A 23,937-nucleotide genomic window follows, 5' to 3' on the forward strand; every position below is an offset into this window, starting at 1 on the left:
TTGGCTTGAGTCTTCGACATGCTTCACTACAATGGCAGATCTAAAAAATAAATTTATATACGAGTTGTTTGGATTTCTTTATGTATAAACCAACCGCAATTTTGTGGCAGCCGACATTACCTACATTTTTAAAATATTCTGTACTGGGAACTGCACTTGCTTCTCTAGGACTGACGGGCTGTTCATCTACACAAAGTGCGACCCAAACAGCATCAAGCAAGCAGGTTGGATCACAATATCTGGATGCCAGCAGTCTGGATGGACTCGAAGATTTACTCTCTGCAACGGATATGCGTGCAGTCGAAGGCGACCGTTTACAGATTCTGAAACATGGTGATGTCTGGAAACGCATGACTGTGGGTTTCAAGATGGATTTAAGTGTCTGGAATCCGCGGATTGATGCCCAGCGCGGCTGGTTTATTTCACGTCAGCCTTATCTGGACCGCTTAAGTGCCCGTGCATCACGTTATTTATATTACACGGTAAAAGAAGCAGAACGCCGTGGCATGCCGACCGAGTTGGCGCTGTTGCCAATTATTGAAAGTTCCTATGACCCGGCTGCGACCAGTAGTGCGGCGGCGGCAGGTTTATGGCAATTTATCCCAAGTACCGGTCGTATTTATGGTCTAAAGCAGACCTCATTATACGATGGTCGTCGTGATGTGGTGGAATCGACCCGTGCAGCCTATGAGTTTTTGGGCAGTCTGTATAACCAGTTTGGTTCTTGGGAGCTGGCGCTGGCGTCTTATAATGCCGGCCCGGGACGTATTCAGCAGGCGATTAACCGCAATAAGGCAGCAGGTCTGCCGACCGACTACTGGTCACTCAAACTGCCACAAGAAACCATGAGCTATGTGCCACGTTTCCTGGCAGTTGCACAAATTATTAAAACTCCAGGTCAGTATGGGGTGAGCCTGCCACCAATTGCCAACCGTCCGCATTTCCGTGAAGTGCCTGTAGGCGTGGCCAATTTAAATGAAATTGCAGCCATCACCGGTTTGAGCCGTGCGGAGCTGTATCAATTGAACCCGGGGCATCGTGGTGATCATATTGACCCTACCAGTCCGCGTCGTATTTTGATTCCTGCTGACCTCAGTCCTTCAGTTGATGAAAAGCTGAAAAAACTATCTGGTTCCGGCGGATTATCTGCGAGTAGTGCCAGCAATCTGCCGAAAAACACCACCCCAGTGGTGCCGACCAAAGCTGCGCCTCCCGTATTAAATGCGAAAACGATTACACCGGCAAAACAGACTCCACCCGTTCTTGCCAGTACTCGGCCTGCAACGACTGCACCTGTGGTGACAACGGCAAATACAGTGGCACAGACCACGAAAAAGATTTCAACGCCTAGAGGCTCATCTGCCTTGGCCAGTTTTGCTGCCCAAAGTGATTTGCCGATTCCAAGTGCGCCACGTATTCCGGTCGCAGTGACACCGGCAGCGCCAGCGAAACAGATTCAGGTCGAACCACCGATTTCTGCAGCCGAGCGTCAGCAAGTTCAGCAGGTCGTCACCGCGCAGGAAACTGACAAAACTGTGGATGACGTTCTGCAGCCTGTTGCAACACCGGCAGAGCAGGCTCAGGTAGTTGAAGAGCTGAAAGCATTGGCGCCGGCAGGCACAGAAATTGTCGATCCTTATGATGGTAAAATCAAGCTGACGGCTATTCAAACCAGCCTGTCTGTGGCTGAGCAGCAAGGCAAGGAACTTACCAAAGGCTTCTCTTATCCGAAAGAAGTTGCTGACAATACCACAGCGACTTCGATCGAAGCCCAGTTGAACCAGGGTAAAAATTACGTCAAGACTGATTCTGAAGTGGTGGTGGTCGCGCCTAAGGGCAAGCGTAGTACCTATAAGGTTTTACCGGGGGATAATCTGGCACTGATTGCAGCAAAAAATGGGGTGAACTGGCGTGATGTAGCGAAATGGAACCAGATCGATCCAAACTCTACGCTATATGTAGGCACCACGATTTATTTGTATGATGCCAAGCCGGTGCAGGAACAAACCAAAGCCAAAGAAAAGCCGGAATCTTATGTGGTTCAGGCCAATGATTCTCTAACCAGTGTGGCAAGCCAGTTTGGTTTAAGTCTCAAACAGCTGGCTGATTTTAATGGTTTAAGTACCAACAGTGGTTTATTTGTCGGTCAGAAGCTGTCGCTGAAAGAAACGGCTGCATCTAAAGCCAAAGTAGAAGATGCTAAAAAAGCTGAAGCTGCCAAAGTTCAAACCAAATCCTATACAGTCAAGCGCGGTGAATATCTGAAACTGATTGCCGATCGTTATGGACTGTCAAATGCTGAACTGGCGTCATTCACCTCAGGTTTAACTGCGGGTAGCAGTTTGATGGTGGGACAGAAAATCAATGTGCCACTTCAGGAAGTTGAAGCACTGACCGCATCGACCCAAAAGACTGAACAGACATTTGAAAATGTTAAAGTTGATCAGACAGCAACTGAAAATTATCAGGTCAAACGCGGTGAAACCCTGTATAGCATTGCCAGTCAAAGCAAGCTCAGTGTGTCTGAGCTGGCAGCTTTAAATGGTTTTGCGGCCAATAGTGGTTTACGTATAGGCCAGACCATCAAGATTCCGGCCGGCAGTCAGGTGCCTGAAACTTATACAGTTCAATCGGGCGATACCTTGACCGGCATTGCCGCAAAATACAATCTGTCGATGGATCAGGTGGCGAGTCTGAATGGTATTTCTCGTCATGCCGGCCTGCGCGTCGGTCAGCGTTTAAAGCTGACGGGTGAGGCAGCTGAACCCGTGCGTGAGTCTGTGGCTGAAACGGTGTCGAAACATGTGAAATCTGATTCGCATGTGGTGAAATCGGGTGAAACCTTAAGCTCTATTGCGCGTCAGTATCATCTTCAGGTCAAGTATCTGGCCGATTTAAATGGCCTGAATGCCAATGGTAACGTCCGTATTGGTCAGCGTTTAAAAATTGTGGGTGATGTTCCGACGGATAAAAAAGCAGAAGACGTGAAAGTGGCAGCTAAGCCTGTGTCTTCTAGAGCAACTGAATCTTATACCGTCAAGTCAGGCGAATCCCTGAATGCGATTGCCAGCCGTTTAGGAATTACGGTCACCGAACTGGCCGAGTTAAATAATCTCAGTCCACGTGCCGGATTGCGTGTCAGTCAAACCATCCAGATTCCAAAACTGGTGACTGATTATAAAGTCAAACGCGGCGATACCTTGATCGGTCTGGCCTCACGTTACGGCATGAACAGCAATCAACTGGCGGAAATGAATGATCTCAAACCGAATACACAACTACGTATTGGTGATGTGATTAAAGTGCCAAACTAATTCATTCATCGTGAGATTTTTTAGTTTATTTGTTTTAAGCATGGTTGTCCCGCTGGTAATGAATACCAGTTGGGCAGCCCTGATCACCACGCCTTATATTGCGCTACATAGCCCACCGAAATATAGCCATCTGCAATCCTTACCTTATGCCAATCCGCAAGCCCCCAAAGGTGGTGCACTGATTCTGGCGGCCGATGGCAGCTTTGATAATTTAAATAGCATGAATGGCAAAGGCAATGTCACTGAAGGGATCAACTATATTTTTGACAGTTTGCTGTCGAAATCACTGGATGAGCCCGGGGTGTATTATCCCTTGCTGGCGGAAAAAGTCAGTTTTGACCCCAAGAAAACCGCCTTTATCATTTTCCATTTAAATCCGAAAGCGCGCTTTAGCAATGGTCAGCCCTTAACTGCGGAAGATGTCAAATATAGCTTTGAGCTTTATCAGACCCAGTCCAATTTTGGCTTGCAAATGTATCTGGCAGATATACATCAGCTGGAAGTGCTGTCACCTTTAAAAATCAAAATGCATTTTAAATCCGGGCATAATCCGGAAATGGCCATGATTGTCGCGCAGATGCCCATTTATTCTAAACGGCAATGGCAAGGGCGTGATTTTAAAGACCTGACGCTGAAACCGATTCTGGGTTCAGGGCCCTATGTGATTGAACGCATAGATCCCGGCCGCAGTATTTCGTATCAGCGCAATCCTCAATATTGGGGCAAAGATCTATTGGTGAATCGCGGTCGTTATAATTTTGACCGGATCCAGTATCGTTATTATCGTAGTCCGGAAATCAAGTTCGAAGCCTTTAAATCGGGCCAATTTACTTTGCATGAGGAAAAACAGGTCAATCGCTGGATCAGGGATTATCAATTTCCTGCGGTTCGGCAAGGACAAGTCAAACGTTATCGTTTTCGGCATCAAAATCCGGTCCCGACCCAGAGTCTGGTCTTTAATACCCGGCGTCAGCCCTTTGCCGATATTCGCTTCCGTCAGGCCTTAAGTTTCGCTTACGATTTTGAATGGCTGAATAAAGCCATGTTCTATGGTGAATATCAACGTCTGAACAGCTTTTTTTCCAATAGCGAGCTGGCTTCTCGTGGACGGCCGAGTGCCCAAGAGCTGCAAATTTTAAAGCCTCATTTGCAGAAGCTTCATCCGGTTCAGCGTCAGGCTGTACTTCAGGACTGGCAATATCCTCAATCCGATGCCTCAGGGTTTAACCGGCAGAATTTATTAAAAGCCCGTCAATTGCTGTTAAAAGCCGGTTATCGTTATCAACAGGGGCAGTTGGTCAATGCTTCCGGTCAAGCGGTCAAGATTGAATTTTTGCTGCATCAGGTGGAACAGCAGCGTCATCTGATGCCTTATTTACGTCATTTAAAACGTTTGGGGATTCAGGCGAATATTCGTATGGTCGAAACCGCGCAGTATTATGAACGGCTACGAAATTACCAGTTTGATATGATTGTCGACAGCATGCCACAGTCCCTGACACCGGGGCAGGAACAAAAACAGTTCTGGAGCAGTCAGGCTGCCAAGCAGGTCGGTAACTATAATTATGCCGGTATTCAGAATCCTGCTATTGATGCGGTGATTAAGCAAGTAATTCAGGCGCAGAACCGGGAGCAGGTGATTGACAGTACCCGAGCTTTAGACCGTTTGCTGCGGGCAGGTTATTATCATATTCCGACTTATGGTACGGGTGAATACTGGTATGCTTACTGGAACATGTATCAGCAGCCCAAGCTTAAACCTAAGCTCTCCGCGGGCATTGACTACTGGTGGGTCGATGCGGCAAAGGCTCAACGTGTGGCCAATTATTTCAAACAGCATTAAGCTCCAAGCCTATCAGGGAGTGCCATGAGCACTTATATACTCAAGCGTCTGTTGCTAATGATTCCAACCTTGCTGATCATTTTGCTGATTAACTTTATGGTGATCCAGCTGGCACCGGGTGGGCCGGTGGAACAAGCGATTTATCAGGCACAACAGGTCAATGGCTTGACACATACCGGATTACAGTATCAGGGGCAGCAAGGCCTCACCCCTGAGATGATCGAGCAGATCAATATTCAATATGGTTTTGATCAGCCTGCCCATATCCGCTTTTGGGACATGTTAAGGCGCTATGCCCAGTTTGATCTGGGCACTAGTTTTTTTAAAGACAAGGCTGTGACTGATCTGATCTGGGAAAAACTACCGGTATCGCTGTCTTTAGGTCTGTGGAGTACCTTAATCATCTATCTGGTGTCTATCCCTTTAGGCATCGGCAAAGCCAGAAAACATGGCAGTGTTTTTGATCAGATCACCTCTTTAATGCTGGCGGTGGGCTATGCCATTCCAGCCTTTATTTTTGCGATTTTACTGATTGTATTTTTTGCCGGTGGATCTTTTCTGCAATGGTTTCCCTTACAGGGAGTCAGCTCTGAAAATTTTGCCGAACTCTCATTTTTCGGGAAAATTCAGGATTATTTCTGGCATATGGCATTGCCATTGTTGGCCATGGTGCTGGGTGGATTTGCCAGTTTGACTTATCTGGTGAAATTTTCTTTTGTGGAAGAGCTGAGTAAGCAATATGTTCTGGCTGCGCGGGCCAAAGGATTAAATGAAAACGCAGTGCTGTATCGGCATGTGTTCCGAAATGCGATGTTAGTGTTGATCGCAGGTTTGCCAGAAGTATTAATTGGGGTGTTTTTCGTCGGCAACCTGTTTATTGAGATTATATTTAATCTCGATGGTTTAGGTGTTTTGGGTTTTGAGGCGATCATCCAGCGCGACTATCCGGTGATTTTCGGTACTCTGTTTATCTTTACTTTGCTTGGTCTGATATTGCGATTATTAAGCGATTTGCTGTATCAACTGATCGACCCACGGATTCATTTCAGTTCACGTCGGGGATCCTCCTAATGTCGTCCTTGATGCAATTAGGCTGGCAACGCTTTAAGCAGCACAAGCTGGGATTTGGCTGTTTTATTATGTTTGGCCTTATTTTTATCATGTCCTTGGGCGCAGAACTGATTGCCAATGATAAGCCCTTGCTGGTGAAATATGATCATGCAGTGTATTTGCCTATCTTAAAATCTTATCCGGAAACCGTTTTTGGTGGGGTATTTGAAACCGAAGCCGAGTATAAAGATCCTGCCGTTCAACAGTTGATTGCAGAAAAAGGCTGGGCGATCTGGCCAATTATTCCATTTTCATATCAAAGCCCGAATCTGGAACTGGCTGTTCCGGTGCCTTCGCCACCAAGTGCACAAAACTGGCTCGGAACAGATGATCAGGGTCGTGATGTGTTGGCGCGGATTCTGTATGGCTTGAGGGTTTCACTCTTATTTGGTTTTGCGCTGACTTTATTGTCGGCGGCGATTGGAGTTTTGCTGGGGGCTGTGCAGGGCTATTATGGCGGCTGGATCGACCTGATCGGGCAACGACTGCTCGAAGTCTGGAGCAGTTTGCCGATGCTATTTATGGTCATGGTGCTGGTCAGTCTGTTTAGTCCCAATATTTACTGGCTATTTCTGATCATGCTGTTGTTTGGCTGGACCACTCTGGTGGGCATGGTACGGGCTGAATTTCTGCGTGCACGCAATCTGGAATACGTCTGGGCGGCACGAAGTATGGGTGCAGGAGATGGGCGAATCATGTTCAGGCATATATTGCCGAATGTCATCGGTTCAAGTCTGTCACAACTTCCCTTTATGCTGACTGCCAATATTACCGCACTGACGGCTCTGGATTTTTTAGGCTATGGGCTACCACCGGAAACAGCCTCTTTAGGAGAGCTGTTGCTGCAAGCCAAAAATAATTTAAATGCGCCGTGGCTGGCTTTATCAGCTTTCTTTAGTCTGGCCATTGTGCTGAGTTTGCTGATGTATATTGGCGAAGCAGTGCGTGATGCTTTTGATCCAAGACAATAAATCACGAAACTTTTTAATCATCGTAAAAATAAGCAGATGAAAATTGTGTAAATTTGACAAGTTGAATTGTCAATTATCCTGACTTGCGTTATAAACGAGTACAAAATAAAAGTAATATCAGGACAGATCATGACCCAATTGGCCGATTCCATTCAAATTCGTCATACCAATTTCAAAAACCGTATTATTAAAGGCGCTATGAGTGAGGCGCTGGCCAATGATGCCGGCCAGCCCAATCAGGCACATTTCAAGTTGTATGAAGCCTGGGCCAAAGGTGGACTGGGCTGTGCCATTACCGGCAATGTCATGGTGGACTTTCGTGCCAAGAATGAGCCGGGCGTGGTGGTGGTAGAAACCGAGCGTGATCTGGAGCAGCTTAAAGTCTGGGCGGAAGTGGGCAAGCAGCAGGGTATGGTACAACTGGTGCAGTTGTCACATCCGGGTCGTCAGTGTCCCAAAGGCTTAAATAAAGAAACAGTTGCGCCGTCGGCCGTGCCTTTTAGTCCGGCATTGGCCGTCAGCTTCGGCACACCGCGTGCGCTGACTGAAACTGAAATTCTGGAGATTATCCAGCGCTTTGCCACTTCAGCGCAAATTTGTGAAAAGGCCGGTTTTGAAGGCGTCCAGTTGCATGGGGCACATGGTTATCTGATTAGCCAGTTTCTGTCACCGCTGACCAATAAGCGTCAGGATCAATGGGGTGGCAGTATTGAAAACCGTACCCGTTTTCTGCTGGAAACCTATCAGGCTGTCCGTGCTGCAAGCTCAGAAAATTTCATTATTTCAGTCAAATTGAATTCTGCTGACTTTCAGCGCGGTGGTATAAGTGAAGAAGATGTGATCTATGTCTTTAAGGCGATGGATGCAGCCGGGATTGATATCATTGAAGTGTCCGGTGGCAGCTATGAAGCGCCTGCCATGGCTGGTGTAAAAGAAGACAAACGCAAAGCTTCAACCATTGCCCGTGAAGCCTATTTCCTCGACTTTGCTGAAAAGATCCGTCAGGAAGTCAATTGCCATATCATGGTGACCGGTGGCTTTAGAACCGTCGACGGCATGAATGCTGCACTCGACAGTGGTGCATGTGATTTTGTTGGCATCGCCCGACCTTTTGCGGTAGAGCCGGATCTGGGTGATCGTTTGATTGCAGGGCAAGATGTACGTTATGCGGTTGAGAAAATTAAAACCGGTATTCCGCTGGTTGACAAAATGGCGATTATGGAAATTATCTGGTATGCCGCGCAGTTTAAGGAAATTGCAAAGGTAAACAGCCGAATCCAAAACTGTCACCGTTAAAAGTCTTTTTGAACTACCTTAAAGGCAATGTTAAAGCCGTAATTAAAGGGCAGTTGAATTCGCGTAAATCGGCTTAAATTTATCATCTAAGCATAAAAAACCGGGCAATTAGAATGCCCGGTTTTTTATTCATCACATAGTTAAGAATAATGCATCGCCTGGGTCTGGAAAGGAAATAATAACTGTCCCAGTTGACGGGTTGCCCATAAACCCACTTCAGTATGATGCATATGCGGTGAAGTATAGGGAATCAGCAAGTCAATTTTCTGTTCCGCACCTTCACAGCGCATAAAGCGATTTTTTAACTGATTTAAACGTTGTTGATCCATACGGCTTAAGGCAGGTTCAACTTTCGCCTGAGACGGCGCTGCGCTGCGTGAAGACAGCCGAGTCGCTAAAGTTGCCCCCTGAATCCAGTCTTTAATGATCTGTTTTTCAGTTGCATTAAACACACCAAACATTTTACCTTCAGGATGATCAATCATTTTCCAGAAACGGCTCTGTTCAACAGGAGCATCTTTAATAATCCAGCCTTTCTCAATCAGCACGTTCAGGAACTTGAAAATTTGTGCCGAATCAGATAACCAGTCATTGATAGTCTTGCCACTAAACTGACATTTCTGATTATGAATATATTGGCCAATCAGTGCCTTGTTCTGGAATACTTTTAAGGCCATGCGCTCAATATCCAGCTCTTTCACAATCTGGGAAGAACTTTTACCGATGTCATTGAGCAGATAGCCTTGCTTGATCAAATCAAGATAAGTCTCCGGATCTTCCGCATTCTCATAATGCTGGATAAAGGCTTGCAGGGATTTTTGTGCATGGCCATTGTGGGCATTATCAATCGTAATATGCACATTGAAATAATGGGGATCAATCCCGAGTTCAGCCAATTCGTAATTGGTAATGAGTAGATGCAGCGGCAACTGTTCATAGCCGAGATTAAAACCAATCACCAGAGGCAAGTATTTGGCCGGCGCATAAGCCAGTGCTAACTGTACCGCGGCCTGCTCATAATAACTGGCATCCAGTTGTTCGGCATAACTGTTCAGCTCATAGTGACTTAACAGGTGCTGATACATGGTGACATGATTGGCACGTGGATGTCCCAGACCCAGTTCTTCCAGATAGATATAGATCAAATCTTTCAGCTTGGGTTGATTGCAGTTATGTACGGTGGAATATAACCAGGAACCATCGACCAGTTTAACCGGTGTAACCTTGGATAGAAATTCGAAAGCATGTGAAACCGTTGGGAAATACTCCCGGGCCTGATGTTGTTTACGCCGTCCCAGATAAGCCTGAAACTTGGCACAAATTTGATGATGTTGTTCTAAAAGATGCTGTTCAACTTGTGCCGGTTGATCCAGCCATTCAAGTGTTTCTATATTCAGTTTTTTAATCAGATCACTCAAATAAGATTCAGCTTGTTCGGTTTTGATATTCGTCGAGATTTCAGTATCTTGAAAAAAGTCGACCCAATCCTTAAAGCTTTTAAATTGATAATTATGATTATTATTTGGCGATAAAGGCAAACTTAACTCTGTGCTGACGAACATAATCTGATCCTTGCAGATATCTCTTCAGTTACCTTAACGTGCGACTTGACGTCTAGATGTTGAATTTTTGTTCTAATTTATTGGTGTATTGCTTTAAATGAAAATGAACGGATATTTATATGAATAGAAATGTTAAAAGAATGCAAATTGTAAAATATGAATTACATGGCAGCCTATGTAACGAAGAGCATATTTTAATGAGTGGTAAAAAATTATATTTAAATATTCAGAATGCAAAAAAGCCCAAGTCGCAATGCCCGGGCTTTTTTGTTGAGATGTTGCCATCTCGAATATGGCGTCCCTACGGGGATTCGAACCCCGGTTACCGCCGTGAAAGGGCGATGTCCTAGGCCTCTAGACGATAGGGACAGTACAGAAGATAAATTTTAAAACCTTTACTTTTAACTTGAAGTAATGGCGTCCCTACGGGGATTCGAACCCCGGTTACCGCCGTGAAAGGGCGATGTCCTAGGCCTCTAGACGATAGGGACTTAATAAAATGTACTTCTGAAAATTGGCGTCCCTACGGGGATTCGAACCCCGGTTACCGCCGTGAAAGGGCGATGTCCTAGGCCTCTAGACGATAGGGACGTTTCAGAGGTGGGCGTATAATAGGGTGAAAATAGGGGGGTGTCAAACGCATTTCTATAAAAATTTTTATTTTCTGGATTGAGTGCGTAAATTTAAAACAATATTGTTGAAATAATGGAAAATGATTTAAATTAAGCTGAATTTTTAAGCAATTCCAGCATGGCAGCTAACACTTGGGGATGCTGTAAATAGCCCGCAATATAATGTGGACGTTGTACAAAGGTACGAATTTCCTGATTGATAATGGCAGGCTGAAAATTAAATGAAGCTGCTGAGAGTGGAAATGCGGTGAGAAAATCATCATGTGAATAGAAATTTATCCAATCGCCTGAAATTGCAGCAGGTCTTATCATTGGTTGCGGAAGATGCGCCTGAATGACACGAAATGCCAGTGGTGATCCGAGGGTAATAAAACGCTGGATATTCAGTTCTGGATGTTGAAGCAAATAATTATAGGCGATCACGCTGCCCAGCGAATGTGCCACCAGAATCTGTGGTTTGCTGCTATGCAGTTGATGATGAATGCGCCGATGAACTTCCTGCATAAAAGTCGGATTGGCCAAATAAAGATAGGTTTCCAGCAGGAACTTATGCAAAAAACTGGCGTGTAAACTGGGGAAATAATTAATGAGTACCGCAAAATCCCGCAAGGCAATATCTTTGCTTAATGCTGTGATGAACTTTAGTTTTTGATTGAAATTCAGGACATCATCAATATTCGACTGCGGGACGTCACAAATTTGATAGGTACACTGGTCTGGTGGCGATGCCGGTTGCAGCTGTGCCGGATGTAGAAAAGGGAAATGCGGCCATTGCTGCGGCATTAAGGTGCTGGCATTGAGCAGATTATGCAAATGATGTCGAGAGAGTAAATCACCATAAAAAGGGATACGGATATGCCGTTTTAAATAGCTAAAACGGGCTTGCTGTTGCGGGTTATTTCTGAGGCCTCTTTTGAGAAGATGCAGCCAATGTTGGCGTAATGAAGGCGCCGTATACTGTTGCTTGTTCATGCCGTGAATAAACACAATTTTCATCGACGCACCATTGAAGCTGCCCAATATACAATCAGTATAGACAAAAAAGAGCGGCCGGAGCCGCTCTTTTAAAACTGATGCTTAAGACTTGTTGTGATAAAAGGCATAATAACTTGCATAACACGCTGCAATAAACAGCAAACATCCTACGAAGCTGATGCGCATTGATGGATCAAAGACCATACTGACACAGGTAATAAAACAGAACACAAAGCCTAAAATCGGCACAATCGGAAACAATGGTGCTGCAAAGCCCAGTTCTTTGACCGTGCGACCCTGTTTATACCACTGCCGGCGGAAGTTGAACTGACTTAAACAAATACTCATCCAGACCACCACCATGGTAAACGCCGCAATGCCCAGTAGGTTGGTAAAGATGGTTTCTGGCGCAAACTGTTCAGACAGCAGGCCTGGCAATGCACCGAGCATGGTCACCATGACTGCAATATACGGTACACCGCGAGCATTGAGTCTTGAGAATACGGCAGGTAACTGTTTGCTGTAGGACAATGACCACATCATACGAGAAGCGGCAAATAAGCCCGAGTTGGCAGCAGAAAGTAACGCAGTGATAATCACAAAGCGGATGATGTCTTCAGCATAAGGAATACCGATGTGCTGGAATACTGTTACGAATGGACTGCTACTGACACCTTCAGCTGCCAAGCCAGCTTCCTGATGTGGGAGTAAGGCCGTCACTACGATAATCGTCCCCACAAAGAAAATTAATAAGCGGAAAATTGCAGTATTAATGGCTTTAGGGACATTTTTCGCAGGATCTTCAGTTTCACCCGCCGCAACACCAATCAGCTCTGTACCCGAAAAGGCAAAGTTCACGATCAGCATGGTCGCAAAAATTGGGAATAGACCTTCAGGGAACCAGCCCTGGGCCGTCAGGTTGGTAAATAGAGGCGCAGCTTCGTAGCCCTGATAGCCCAAAACACCAAAGATGGCCAGTAAGCCCAAAACAATAAAGGCAACAACAGTGACTACTTTCACCAGTGCCAACCAGAATTCGGATTCGGCAAACCATTTGGTCGAAATCATATTTAAGCTAAATACAAAGACACCAAAAATAATGGTCCATAACCACATGGAAATATCCGGGAACCATTCCTGCATCAGCAAGGCGGCTGCAGTAAATTCGGTTCCCAGAGTGACAGACCAGGTCAGCCAGTATAACCAAGTGATGGTATAGCCTGTACCCGGTCCAATATAACGTTTGGCATAAGCACCAAATGAACCAGATTCTGGCATATGAACAGCAAGTTCGCCCAGACAGAGCATAACCATGTAAGCGATAATGCCGCCCAGGAGATAAGCAATAATGGCACCTACAGGCCCCGTTTGTGCAATGACTTCACCCGACCCTAAAAATAGGCCTGTTCCGATTGCGCCACCAAGCGAAATCATGACCAGATGTCGAGTACTCATAGCGCGTTTTAAAGGCGCAGAATTGCCCTGATGCGTAGCATCATTCGGAGATGAGTGCATAGGAGTTGAAAAAAATCAGAAGAATGAAGCGAGTTATTGTAGTGAAAAACTACAAATCTGCAATGTATTAATAATAATTTTGAATAAGGCTTGATCGTATGCGATCGATAGATGGCGTCCCTACGGGGATTCGAACCCCGGTTACCGCCGTGAAAGGGCGATGTCCTAGGCCTCTAGACGATAGGGACGTTGCGAGGTGATGCGTATATTAAGGACTCAATTGGTTTTTGTCAAAAGGCTTTTATATAAAAAAGCGCTAAAAGTTCAAACATTAAACAGGAGTAATGCATTAATTTTATTGAGGGCTTAAATAAGTCGAATGATTGGGCTTATTTGCTCGTCATTTAGGCGGAAAATGAAACTCCCGCGGCTGGCAGGAGTTTAAAACAGCCAGATTTTAATGATCGGGTGTTTGGTATTCTGTCGAGTTATGCGCAGGAGCAGTCTGCTCGACAGGTGTTTCTACTTTCTCTTCACGGTTCACGATATAAAGATAAAGCAGTGAAGGAGCTAAAATCAGTAAAACCAGTAAGATCTTTTTTAACATGGCACATAGACAAAGTACGAAATTGCATTAATTATAGCCTAAGCAAATTAAAAAGAGCACCGGAGTGCTCTTTATAAAACTTAGAATTTGAAAGTGACATCGGCGATAAACTGGCGGCCGATTTCAGTCATAACTCTTGGTTTGCTTGCGATTGTTGATTTGGTGGTATACGTGTTGGTGCGGTTAGTTACATTGTTAATAGTTAAACCAAAGATTGCATGTAAATCTTTTGAAAGTTTCCAATCATAAGTTGTACGCATATCCAAGATAAATTTAGGTTTAATTTCAGAAGCAATATAAGTATCAAGAAGATTACCTTCATATTCTACTTTGTCATCTTTACTGGTCACTGTGATCATATCGTCGTAACTGTCTTTATAGCTAAAGAAGTTTGAAAGTTTTACTGGTGCGTGATCGAAAGCAATATCCCAATTTACACGGGCAGTCCATGGTTGGTTGAAGTTTTGTGCAGGACGCTCTGACCAATGCATAATTTTACCGTTATAGGACACGAGTTCATCTTGATCTGCGGTTATGAATTTGTCGGTATAATCGGTATAACTGCGGAATACATCGCTATAGTCAAAACCAAAAGCAATGAAATGCTGTGTACTAGCGAATTTCAAAGCTTCACGATTTTTTAATGTGAGTGTGTAGATGTCGGCTTCACCATGACCATCATTGCTATATTCATAAGAGAAGTTGAAACCATCTTTTGGGATATCGGTGTGGGTACGTGAAATTTCATCTTGGTATTTGCGATTCACCCACTTAAGACCTAAATCCCAAGAATGTAATTGGGTGTTGATACCCAAAACAGTTTCATCACTAAATGGTGTGTCTAGGTCAGAGCGACGTGTGGCATTTGCTGAGTTCGTTGCAGATGTGACCCAGTCCGCCTGCGGATTCTCACGTGAGAATTTATACATCAACTCACCAATACCATCGTTGAGTTCGGTGCCTAATGTTTGCTGACCATAGTAACGATTCCAGCCTGCTAAAAATTGCAGTTTGTCATTCGCAAAGGGCTTATAAGACACGGAACTACGTGGAGAAATATTGAAATTACCGCTTAAAGAGTCGTAGTCGGCACGGACACCTACTCGGGTCGATAATTGATCGTTCCATTGAATGTTGTCTTCAAGGAAAGCATTGAAGCGGTCTTGTTGAGCAGAGAATTGTCCAGCTTTATACAATGAACCTGCAGCGACATATTGTCCTGTCCAACCTTGAATCGTGGGTGTCGCATCGCATAAAGCATCATCAGCTAAACAGGTATTGTTAGCTAAATTTTTCATATTGACAGCTGAAACATTTGACATATATACATCAGAGGCACGTTTCCAATCCACTTCTGCATGAGTGTATCCTGTACCCGCTGTAATCTTATGCTGAGTCGTACCAATTTTGAATGGATCAAAGGCTGCTTTTAAGTCGTAGTTGAGCGCAGTTTGATTTTGTTCTAGCTGACCAAAAAGCGTACCTTCAGATACGGTTTTTGAGTCGGTCCAATCTTTACTGCCTTCAGCATAATGCCAAATAAAACCATAGTTGTTTTCTGAGTTTCGGACATTATCAGCACTTTGGAAGTTGAGTTTATGCGTTAATGTTACAGATCCTATGTGGTGTTCTAACTCTGAAAACATTGTTGTCGTTTCTGTGTCAAGCGTACTGGCTGAGTTGCGACGGCTTTCAGCATAATTCAAGCTGTCAAGTAAAGCATAATCAAATCCAAATTTAGCTTTCACTGTCTCGCTTGGGTTATAGAAGAAGGTTGAACCAATGTTGGTATTACTGCGTTCTTGATCAATTTTTTTCGGGTCATCATAACCACTCATTACAGGAATAATAGATTTACGTTTTGATGCATAACTATTAAACCCCCATTGCTCTGAAAGCTTGCCATAAATATTGGCACTTAAACCTTGTTTGGTATATTCCTTTTGATAGGCTTCAGTCGGCTCTTCAAAGAGCTCTTCTTCTAATGGGCTAACAGCATTAAAGCGAGCCCAGTCACTTTCTGTGTAATCATATGTGACAGTACCATGAATTTTTCTAATTTCAGTTTGTGGTGCACAGGTCTTTGCATTGACCACGCCACCGGTAAACTGACCATATTCAGCAGAAACATTGCTGTCGAGTACTTCCAAATCACACAGTAAGTCTGTATTGACAGCCATCGCTTGAGAGCCAGTGCTAAATGTATTGTAGTTACTTGGACCATCAGCAGGGTTAATTAATAGGTTATTGGATACGCCATTCACAATAAAATTATTTTGGAAGGTTTGAGCACCATTGATAGAAATTTCAGAGGGTTTAAGTTCACCTTGTGAGCCTGCTGCTAACTGTGATTGGCTAAACTGCACATTCGGATTCACCTTTAAAAAATCAGTTATATTCTTTGAGCTATTCGGCGTTTTTGCTAAATCTTCTTTGCTATAAACCGTTTTCCCAACTTCATTTCCTTGCTGAGCTTCGACAATAATCGTGTTGAACTTAAGCGTTGCCTTATTGGGGACAGATTCTTGATAACTGGATTCTTCTGCGAAACTAGAGGTTGATAAAGCTGCCAATATAGCAAGTGAAAGTGAAGAGTAGGCAAAACGCATGAGAAGGTTAAATCTTTGAAAGATAATGAAAGCGATTATCATTAACTTGATTGCTACAATCAATAGTAATGAGAATTATTTGCATTAATTGGGCTTTAAATGTGTAAGATTTAAGCAGCTTAAGTCGCTGAAAAATAAAAATATGAAAAGGGAGGAAAATATATGGCGTCCCTACGGGGATTCGAACCCCGGTTACCGCCGTGAAAGGGCGATGTCCTAGGCCTCTAGACGATAGGGACGTTTAGAAGATGGCGGTATCTTATTGATCCGCCACCAGAGTGTCAAGCAGGTGAGGCGCGAGTTTGTTTAAAATATAGCAAAACAGTTCAGCCGTCTTCTGTGTGTCATATAACGCAGAGTGAGCTTCTTTGCCATCAAAATCGATCCCGGCCTGAATACAGGATTTCGCCAGTACGGTTTGACCAAACATCACCGCACTCAAGGTCACCGTGTCAAACACAGAAAAACTATGGAACGGGTTCTGGTTTTTGGTGCCGGTACGGGCAATTGCTGCCTGAACAAAACCTAAATCGAAATGTGCATTGTGACCCACCAAAACCGCATGGGTACAGTTTTGCTGACGGCGCACGTCATTGACCGATTTGAAAATACGCTTTAATGCGGTTTTTTCATCTTCAGCCATGGCAATCCGCATCGGATTCGATGGATCAATGCCGATGAATTCCAGTGACCTGCGATCGAGGTTGGCCCCTTCAAAAGGATTGATATGTGCATGGTAAGCTTGGCCCGGCACAAATTGGCCATCCTCATTATAAACAATCGGAATGGCCGCAATTTCCAGCAATGCATCAGTCTGTGCATTAAAACCTGCCGTCTCGACATCGACAACTACAGGTAAGAATCCACGAAAACGTTGACCAATGATTGGGAGGGTTTCATTTGTCACACTTTTCTCCATTGAATGGTTTTACCCGCATAGAGCGGAATAATCTGTTCACCATCCAAATAGTCTAAACTTTCAGGGATTACTTGATCTTCTTTAACCAGTGTAATGGTACTGGTATTACGTGGCAGGCCATAGAAGTCTGCACCAAAGTGGCTGGCAAAACCTTCCAGACGTTCAATTTTACCCACTTGATCAAATGCCTGAGCATACAGCTCAATGGCAGTCGGCGCACTATAACATCCTGCACAGCCACACGCATTTTCTTTTGCATTTTTTGAATGTGGTGCGCTGTCCGTGCCTAGGAAAAATTTAGGATTGCCACTAGTCGCCACTTCCAGCAAGGTTTGCTGATGGGTTTGACGTTTTAAAATTGGCAAGCAGTAGAAATGCGGCTTGATGCCACCCACCAGCATGTCATTACGGTTGAACAATAAATGTTGCGGCGTAATGGTTGCAGCGACATTACGGTCTTGCTCAAGCACAAAGTTTGCTGCTTCGCTGGTAGTAATGTGCTCTAACACCAGTTTCAGCTTAGGGAACTGTCTGAGCAAGGGTGCGAGGACTTCATCCAGAAAGCGCTTTTCACGGTCAAAAATATCGACATGATTATGTGTCACTTCACCGTGCAGCAATAAAGGTACCTGATGCTCTTCAAGCTGCTCAATTACGCCATACACTTTGCTCATGTCGCTGACACCACTATCAGAATTGGTGGTTGCACCCGCAGGATAGAGCTTGATGGCATTGACATGCGCAGATTCTTTGATCTTTTTAACTTCACTTGCCGGGGTGTTGTCTGTGAAATACAGCACCATACGCGGGTCGAAATTTATCCCTTCAGGTACGTGCGCCATGATGCGTTCACGATAGGCATTGGCCTCTTCAACGGTTTTAACAGGTGGTACCAGATTCGGCATACAGATTGCGCGAGAAAACTGTCTGGCTAAATCGGGAACAGTACGTTGAAGTGCTAAACCATCACGCAGGTGAACGTGCCAATCATCTGGCTGGAGAATCGTAATCGTATTCAAGGCAAATTCAGTCGAACAAATAAAACAAATGATAATCCATCTATAGCAAAAATGGTAATGAGAAAGCGCTACAAAATAAGGGATATCTATAAATTAATTTGAAAAAGTATGTTATTTTAAAATTACTAAAAAAATTACATAAATACTTGCAATGGAATACAAGTACAGTTTAGCGAAATTACAAGATGACAAGGAAAACATAGAAGAATTAATTACACGCCAAAGCCAGCGTGTAGGCCCGGTCTTCCCTCAAAATCTGGAACAAGAATTCTGGACCAAAAATCTGGAACGCGCCCGCAAACATGTCGAAAAATATGTGTGGGCTGGAGTACTAGCCTATTTTCTTTTTTTAGTGGTAATGATTCCTACAGATTACTGGAGCATCAGCAAAGAATATTTCGTACATGATTTTGTCCTGTGTATGCTGGGCCTGCTCAATGGCGGCGTGTCATTAATCATCTTTTATATGTTCTCCTGTTTACCCAAGATCAAGCGCTTTTTTCCACAGGCTTCGATGCTGTTGGTATTCTGGATGCTGGTGTCGATTTCCTGTATCACGATGTTGGTTAAAACCCCAGCGTTACAACATCAGTCGATGGCAATCGTCACCATTATTTATATTCTGGGTTATATCCTGACCGGTATTAAGCCTGTACAGATGCTGGTCACCGGACTGGTCGCTGCAGCAACGACCATTATTGTATTATCAATCATGGCCATAGACTTTAATCCGCTGGTTTTTGGGCGAATTCTGATTGGGAGTTGCTTACTGGGTTATGTAATTAGTCATATGATTTTCGCGCGTGAGCGTGTGATTTTTTTATACAGTATCCGGGCCAGAATCAGTGAGCAGATCCAGCGTATTCATACCACCGAATTGTTACATTTAAGCCAGTATGATGAACTGACCAAGATTTCCAATCGGAGAACTTTCGATGAAACGCTTGAAGTGTATTTTGAACGGGCCCGTCGTGAAGACACTGCCTTGGCGATCCTGTTTATCGATGTGGACTTTTTTAAAAACTATAATGATTTTTATGGGCATCAGAAAGGCGATGATGTTATTTCAACCATTGCCAGAACCATCAAGAATGCGATCCGTCATATGGACTTTGTGGCGCGTTATGGCGGGGAAGAGTTTGTTGTGTTATTGCCAGAAACAGATGCACATGGTGCTTATGCCGTAGCTTCAAATATTTTCAAGGCGATTGACCGTCTGGAAATTCCCCATGAAAAATCTTTGGTTGCGAGACATATTACCATCAGTTTAGGCATTACCGTCTATCGTGGTGAAACAGATACTGATAAAGATATATTATTGGGAATTGCAGATCAGGCGTTGTATCGTGCCAAGCAGCTTGGGCGCAATAAGATTTATTATCAATCACTTCGTTCCGTCAACTCAGATACCGCCAATGGCTCGATGCTTTAAACATCAAGAACAACTATCCATAAAAAAACCGCTCATCAAGAGCGGTTTTTTAACAAAAACAAAACTTAGTTTTTGTCTTTCAGTTGTGGCACTGCAGAGGCTGTACCCACTGCAAGCAAACCAGTTTCTGTATAGATGCCAAGTTTTGCGCGGGTATCGGTAATGTCCAGATTACGCATGGTCAACTGACCAATACGATCCATTGGAGAGAACATAGAATCACCTTTCTCCATAGTCAAACGCTCAGCTTCATAAGTGAGATTAGGAGATTCAGTGTTCATGATGGTGTAATCATTACCACGACGCAGTTCTAAAGTCACAGTACCGGTCACGGCTTTAGCCACCCAACGCTGTGAAGTTTCACGCAACATCAGCGCTTGAGAATCGAACCAGCGGCCTTGGTACAACAAACGGCCTAAACGTAAACCGTTGATGCGGTATTGTTCGATGGTATCTTCGTTATGAATACCGGTCACAAGACGCTCATAAGCAATATGAAGCAGCGCCATACCCGGAGCTTCATAAATACCGCGAGATTTTGCTTCGATAATACGGTTTTCGATTTGATCCGACATACCTAGACCATGACGGCCACCGATACGGTTTGCTTCAAGAATGAACTCAACTGGATCTTCGATACGTTGACCATTGATGGCCACAGGGAAACCTTCTTCAAAAGTAATCGATACTTCTTCAGCTTTAACTTCTACGTCATCTTTCCAGAAGGCAACGCCCATGATTGGATCCACGATTTTGATGCCCGCATTCAGGTATTCAAGATCTTTGGCTTCATGGGTCGCACCCAACATGTTTGAATCTGTTGAGTAGGCTTTTTCTTTTGACATTTTATAGTCAAAACCGTTGTCGATCAGGAACTGCGACATTTCTGCACGGCCGCCAAGCTCATCGATAAAGGTTTGGTCTAGCCAAGGCTTGTAAATTTTAAGCGCAGGGTTGGTCAACAAACCATAACGGTAAAAACGTTCAATGTCGTTACCTTTGTAAGTAGAACCGTCACCCCAAATATTGACGTCATCTTCTTTCATGGCAGTGACAAGCATGGTACCTGTAACAGCACGACCAAGAGGAGTCGTATTAAAGTAAGGAACACCGCCAGTTGAAATGTGGAACGCGCCACATTGAATTGCAGCAATGCCTTCTAATGCAAGCTGTAAACGGCAGTCGATTAAGCGTGCTTTTACTGCGCCATAAGCTTCAGCTTTTTTTGGAATCGCATCGTAATCGTCTTCGTCTGGCTGACCCAAGTTCGCTGTGTAAGCATAAGGTTCAGCGCCTTTTTGTTTCATCCACAAAAGAGCAGCAGAAGTATCTAGACCACCAGAGAAGGCAATACCAACTTTTTTACCTACTGGGACATTCTGCAAGATAGTTGCATTATCAGACATTGTTCATCCTAATGATATGAAATAGGCACGCCAGAATTGGTGGCCTGAAAAAATACATATTGTCTCAATTGTATCATTAATTTATTTAGGTTTGCTTTAGAAAAGAAAAACTCGTTTTAAAATCTATATTCAATAGGCTTAAATAATCATAAATTGCACGATTTTGAGCAGAATCCTGCTAAAAAATTAAAAATTCGCTATATTCAGCCGAATAAAGTTAAAAACTCAGATAAAACAGGAATAAATGCATGGCGACTCATATCCCACCCTTACCTAATTTAAATCCTAAAACCAAGAATGAAACGCTGGCACTGTTGCATGGGATTTATGCCGGTTTGCTGGTTTTTAGTACGATTGCTTTTTTATATCTGGAATATCAGCAATCCGCGATTTCCATGCTGAGTCTGGGAATGATCCTACTAATTTTGTTGATACTGATTGTTTTAAATATACAGGCCTGTCTCAAGGTGAAGCAGGGCAATGGTTCAGGACGGACTTTATCCAGAATTATGGCCATCCTGATGCTCCTGAGTTTTCCGATTGGTACAGTATTGGGCGTGATTGCATTATGGAAATCTAGCGCGCGACAATGGCAGGATTAATCCGCCAAATAGAAAGTGATCCTCTTCTAAAGATTGATATTTGTGCCTGAAAATGCTGAACTCCGGGTCATAAAAAGCCACTGAAAATCAGTTAAAGTAAGGGAATGACTTGCTCAGCCAAATATAATCAGGGATTTGTTATGACTACGACGCGCTATGCCAACATTTTAAAGCCACTGCATTTGGGTTTTACCACCATTAAGAACCGGGTGGTGATGGGGTCGATGCATACTGGCCTAGAAGATCGTTTTTATAATTATCCCAAACTGGCTGCGTATTTTGGTGAGCGTGCAAAGGGTGGCGCAGGTCTGCTGATTACGGGTGGAATATCGCCCAACCGTCAAGGCTGGTTGTTACCGGCGGGCGGTACCATGAATACTTTGGGGGACATTGCGCCGCATCGTTTGGTGACGCATGCAGTGCATAAGCATGGTGCCAAAATTCTGTTGCAGATTCTGCATGCCGGACGTTATGGCTATCAGCCTTTTGTGGTCTCGGCCAGCCCGATCAAGTCGCCGATTTCTCCCTTTAAACCACGTGAAATGTCAGATAAACAGATTCTGAATACCATTCAGGATTATGTCAGAACGGCCAGTATTGCAAAAAAAGCCGGCTATGATGGCGTAGAAATCATGGGTTCTGAAGGCTATTTGCTGAATCAGTTTTTAAGCCGGCATGTCAATCAGCGTGCTGACCGTTGGGGTGGCCCGATCGAAAACCGGATGCGTTTTGCCGTAGAAATTGTCAAAGCGATTCGTGAGGAAATTGGCGAAAAATTTATTATCTGTTTCCGTTTGTCGCTTCTGGATCTGGTACATGATGGCAATACCATGCAAGATGTGATTACCGTGGCTAAAGCTTTGGAAAAGGCGGGGATTACTTTACTCAATACCGGTATTGGCTGGCATGAAGCACGTATTCCCACCATTGTGACTTCTGTACCGCGTGCAGCTTTTGTCGATTATACCGCTGAAGTGAAAAAGCACGTGGCGGTGCCGGTCATTGCATCGAACCGGATCAATATGCCAGATACTGCTGAAGAAATTCTGGCTTCCGGCCAGGCAGACATGGTGCAGATGGCACGTCCATTCTTGGCAGATGCCTTCTGGGTCAATAAAACCGCGACCAATCGTGTTGATGAAATCAATACCTGTATTGCCTGTAATCAGGCCTGTCTGGATCATACCTTTAAAAACCAGCGCGCAACCTGTCTGGTCAATCCACGTGCCGGCTATGAAACCGAACTGGTCTATGTCAAAACCAAAAAAGCCAAAAGTATTGCAGTGGTCGGTGGTGGTGTTGCAGGGCTGTCTGCGGCCACAGTCGCAGCCAGTCGCGGGCATGATGTGACGCTGTTTGAGGCCAGTCATGAAGTGGGTGGACAGTTTAATCTGGCTAAAGTCATTCCGGGGAAAGAAGAGTTTCACGAAACGATTCGTTATTTTAAAGTCCAATTGGAAAAAACCGGCGTTGATGTGCGATTAAATACCCAAGTGAACCGTGAACAGCTGGAACGTGAAGGTTTTGATGAAGTCATTGTCGCGACTGGTGTCGTGCCGCGAGCGCTTAAGATCGAAGGCAGTCAGGCACCGCAAGTCTTGTCTTATGCACAAGTACTACGCGGTGCGCCAGTCGGAGATCGTGTTGCGGTCATTGGTGCAGGCGGTATTGGTTTTGATGTGTCCGAGTTTTTGTTAAAGCCGCCTCATCAGGTACAGCCGCAACCTGTGAATGAATGGAAACGTGAATGGGGTGTAGACCCGAATCCAAATTATGTCAGTGAAGGCGGCATGCAAGGTGCAGAAATTGAAGCACCTATTCGTGAAATTTATTTATTACAACGTAAAAAGACACCGCTTGGCGCAGGCTTAGGCAAGACTTCAGGCTGGGTACATCGTGCCCAATTAAAAAAACACGCGGTGCGCATGTTGCGCGGTGTGCAATATAAATCTGTCACAGATGAAGGCTTATGGATTGAGGTGGATGGCCACGCTCAATTATTGCGTGTGGATAGTATTGTAGTGTGTGCAGGGCAGGAGTCGGTAAAAGATTTGATGCCACTTGCCGGGGAAAATACCTTGGCACAATATCATATTATTGGTGGGGCTAAACTGGCTGCCGAGCTGGATGCCAAGCGTGCCATTCGTGAAGGAGCCGAATTGGCCGCCAAATTGTAGGGATTTGA

General features: G+C 44.5%; 15 protein-coding genes, 5 tRNA genes and 1 pseudogene. 8 read left to right on the top strand and 13 right to left on the bottom strand.

Annotation, left to right across the window (positions count from 1 at the left end; all coding sequences use genetic code 11):
• The first annotated feature begins 80 nt into the window (after nt 1-80).
• The 5 genes and pseudogenes from FTV30_RS05740 to FTV30_RS05760 all read left to right on the top strand — a co-directional run bounded on the left by FTV30_RS05740 (nt 81) and on the right by FTV30_RS05760 (nt 8,611).
• Nucleotides 81-3,314, top strand: coding sequence for a LysM peptidoglycan-binding domain-containing protein (locus FTV30_RS05740; RefSeq protein ID WP_180001171.1), 3,234 nt, complete (start codon nt 81-83; stop codon nt 3,312-3,314).
• A gap of 40 nt (nt 3,315-3,354) precedes the next feature.
• Nucleotides 3,355-5,157, top strand: a complete 1,803-nt coding sequence (locus tag FTV30_RS05745) for an extracellular solute-binding protein (RefSeq protein ID WP_180001172.1) — start codon at nt 3,355-3,357, stop codon at nt 5,155-5,157.
• A 24-nt stretch (nt 5,158-5,181) separates the two neighbouring features.
• Nucleotides 5,182-6,228, top strand: a complete 1,047-nt coding sequence (locus FTV30_RS05750; protein WP_180001173.1) for an ABC transporter permease subunit — start codon at nt 5,182-5,184, stop codon at nt 6,226-6,228.
• Nucleotides 6,228-7,238 carry an ABC transporter permease gene (locus FTV30_RS05755; RefSeq protein ID WP_074383046.1) on the top strand — a complete coding sequence of 337 codons (1,011 nt, stop codon included), beginning with the start codon at nt 6,228-6,230 and terminating at the stop codon, nt 7,236-7,238. Before FTV30_RS05750 ends, FTV30_RS05755 begins: the two co-directional genes overlap by 1 nt.
• Before the next feature lie 129 nt (nt 7,239-7,367).
• Nucleotides 7,368-8,611: pseudogene (locus FTV30_RS05760) on the top strand (NADH:flavin oxidoreductase/NADH oxidase family protein).
• 63 nt (nt 8,612-8,674) lie between these two features.
• Here the strand turns inward: FTV30_RS05760 and FTV30_RS05765 are convergent.
• The 12 genes from FTV30_RS05765 to pyrC form a co-directional block, all read right to left on the bottom strand.
• Nucleotides 8,675-10,096: an iron-containing redox enzyme family protein gene (locus FTV30_RS05765; protein ID WP_180001174.1), complete on the bottom strand. Its 1,422-nt coding sequence runs from the start codon at nt 10,094-10,096 to the stop codon at nt 8,675-8,677.
• A 293-nt stretch (nt 10,097-10,389) separates the two neighbouring features.
• Nucleotides 10,390-10,465: transfer RNA gene (locus tag FTV30_RS05770), tRNA-Glu, on the bottom strand.
• Nucleotides 10,466-10,511: 46 nt separating this feature from the next.
• Nucleotides 10,512-10,587 (bottom strand) — tRNA-Glu (locus FTV30_RS05775).
• Between the two features lie 24 nt (nt 10,588-10,611).
• Nucleotides 10,612-10,687 (bottom strand) — tRNA-Glu (locus FTV30_RS05780).
• Nucleotides 10,688-10,818: 131 nt separating this feature from the next.
• Nucleotides 10,819-11,724, bottom strand: coding sequence for an alpha/beta hydrolase (locus FTV30_RS05785; RefSeq protein ID WP_180001175.1), 906 nt, complete (start codon nt 11,722-11,724; stop codon nt 10,819-10,821).
• An 81-nt stretch (nt 11,725-11,805) separates the two neighbouring features.
• Nucleotides 11,806-13,218: an amino acid permease gene (locus tag FTV30_RS05790; RefSeq protein ID WP_180001176.1), complete on the bottom strand. Its 1,413-nt coding sequence runs from the start codon at nt 13,216-13,218 to the stop codon at nt 11,806-11,808.
• A 112-nt stretch (nt 13,219-13,330) separates the two neighbouring features.
• A tRNA-Glu gene (locus tag FTV30_RS05795) sits at nt 13,331-13,406 on the bottom strand.
• A gap of 209 nt (nt 13,407-13,615) precedes the next feature.
• Nucleotides 13,616-13,765, bottom strand: a complete 150-nt coding sequence (locus FTV30_RS05800) for a hypothetical protein (RefSeq protein WP_167381251.1) — start codon at nt 13,763-13,765, stop codon at nt 13,616-13,618.
• A gap of 80 nt (nt 13,766-13,845) precedes the next feature.
• Nucleotides 13,846-16,374, bottom strand: coding sequence for a TonB-dependent siderophore receptor (locus tag FTV30_RS05805; protein WP_180001177.1), 2,529 nt, complete (start codon nt 16,372-16,374; stop codon nt 13,846-13,848).
• Between the two features lie 163 nt (nt 16,375-16,537).
• Nucleotides 16,538-16,613 (bottom strand) — tRNA-Glu (locus tag FTV30_RS05810).
• Between the two features lie 20 nt (nt 16,614-16,633).
• Nucleotides 16,634-17,293, bottom strand: a complete 660-nt coding sequence (gene rnt, locus FTV30_RS05815; RefSeq protein WP_034608604.1) for a ribonuclease T — start codon at nt 17,291-17,293, stop codon at nt 16,634-16,636.
• Nucleotides 17,278-18,312, bottom strand: coding sequence for a dihydroorotase (pyrC, locus tag FTV30_RS05820; protein ID WP_034608601.1), 1,035 nt, complete (start codon nt 18,310-18,312; stop codon nt 17,278-17,280). The genes rnt and pyrC overlap by 16 nt, the downstream gene beginning before the upstream one ends.
• Nucleotides 18,313-18,463: 151 nt before the next feature.
• On the opposite strand from pyrC, the gene FTV30_RS05825 reads away from it, so the two are divergent.
• Nucleotides 18,464-19,744, top strand: coding sequence for a diguanylate cyclase (locus FTV30_RS05825; RefSeq protein ID WP_180001178.1), 1,281 nt, complete (start codon nt 18,464-18,466; stop codon nt 19,742-19,744).
• A 65-nt stretch (nt 19,745-19,809) separates the two neighbouring features.
• Here FTV30_RS05825 and argG read toward each other — a convergent pair whose 3' ends face one another.
• Nucleotides 19,810-21,150, bottom strand: a complete 1,341-nt coding sequence (gene argG / locus FTV30_RS05830; protein ID WP_100328771.1) for an argininosuccinate synthase — start codon at nt 21,148-21,150, stop codon at nt 19,810-19,812.
• 248 nt (nt 21,151-21,398) lie between these two features.
• Between argG and FTV30_RS05835 the strand changes: the two genes are divergently transcribed.
• Nucleotides 21,399-21,752, top strand: a complete 354-nt coding sequence (locus tag FTV30_RS05835; protein ID WP_180001179.1) for a hypothetical protein — start codon at nt 21,399-21,401, stop codon at nt 21,750-21,752.
• Nucleotides 21,753-21,892: 140 nt separating this feature from the next.
• Nucleotides 21,893-23,929 carry an NADPH-dependent 2,4-dienoyl-CoA reductase gene (locus FTV30_RS05840; RefSeq protein WP_005096393.1) on the top strand — a complete coding sequence of 679 codons (2,037 nt, stop codon included), beginning with the start codon at nt 21,893-21,895 and terminating at the stop codon, nt 23,927-23,929.
• The last annotated feature ends 8 nt before the right edge of the window (nt 23,930-23,937 follow it).

The sequence above is a fragment of the Acinetobacter sp. YH12255 genome (assembly GCF_013417355.1).
GTDB lineage: Bacteria > Pseudomonadota > Gammaproteobacteria > Pseudomonadales > Moraxellaceae > Acinetobacter > Acinetobacter pseudolwoffii.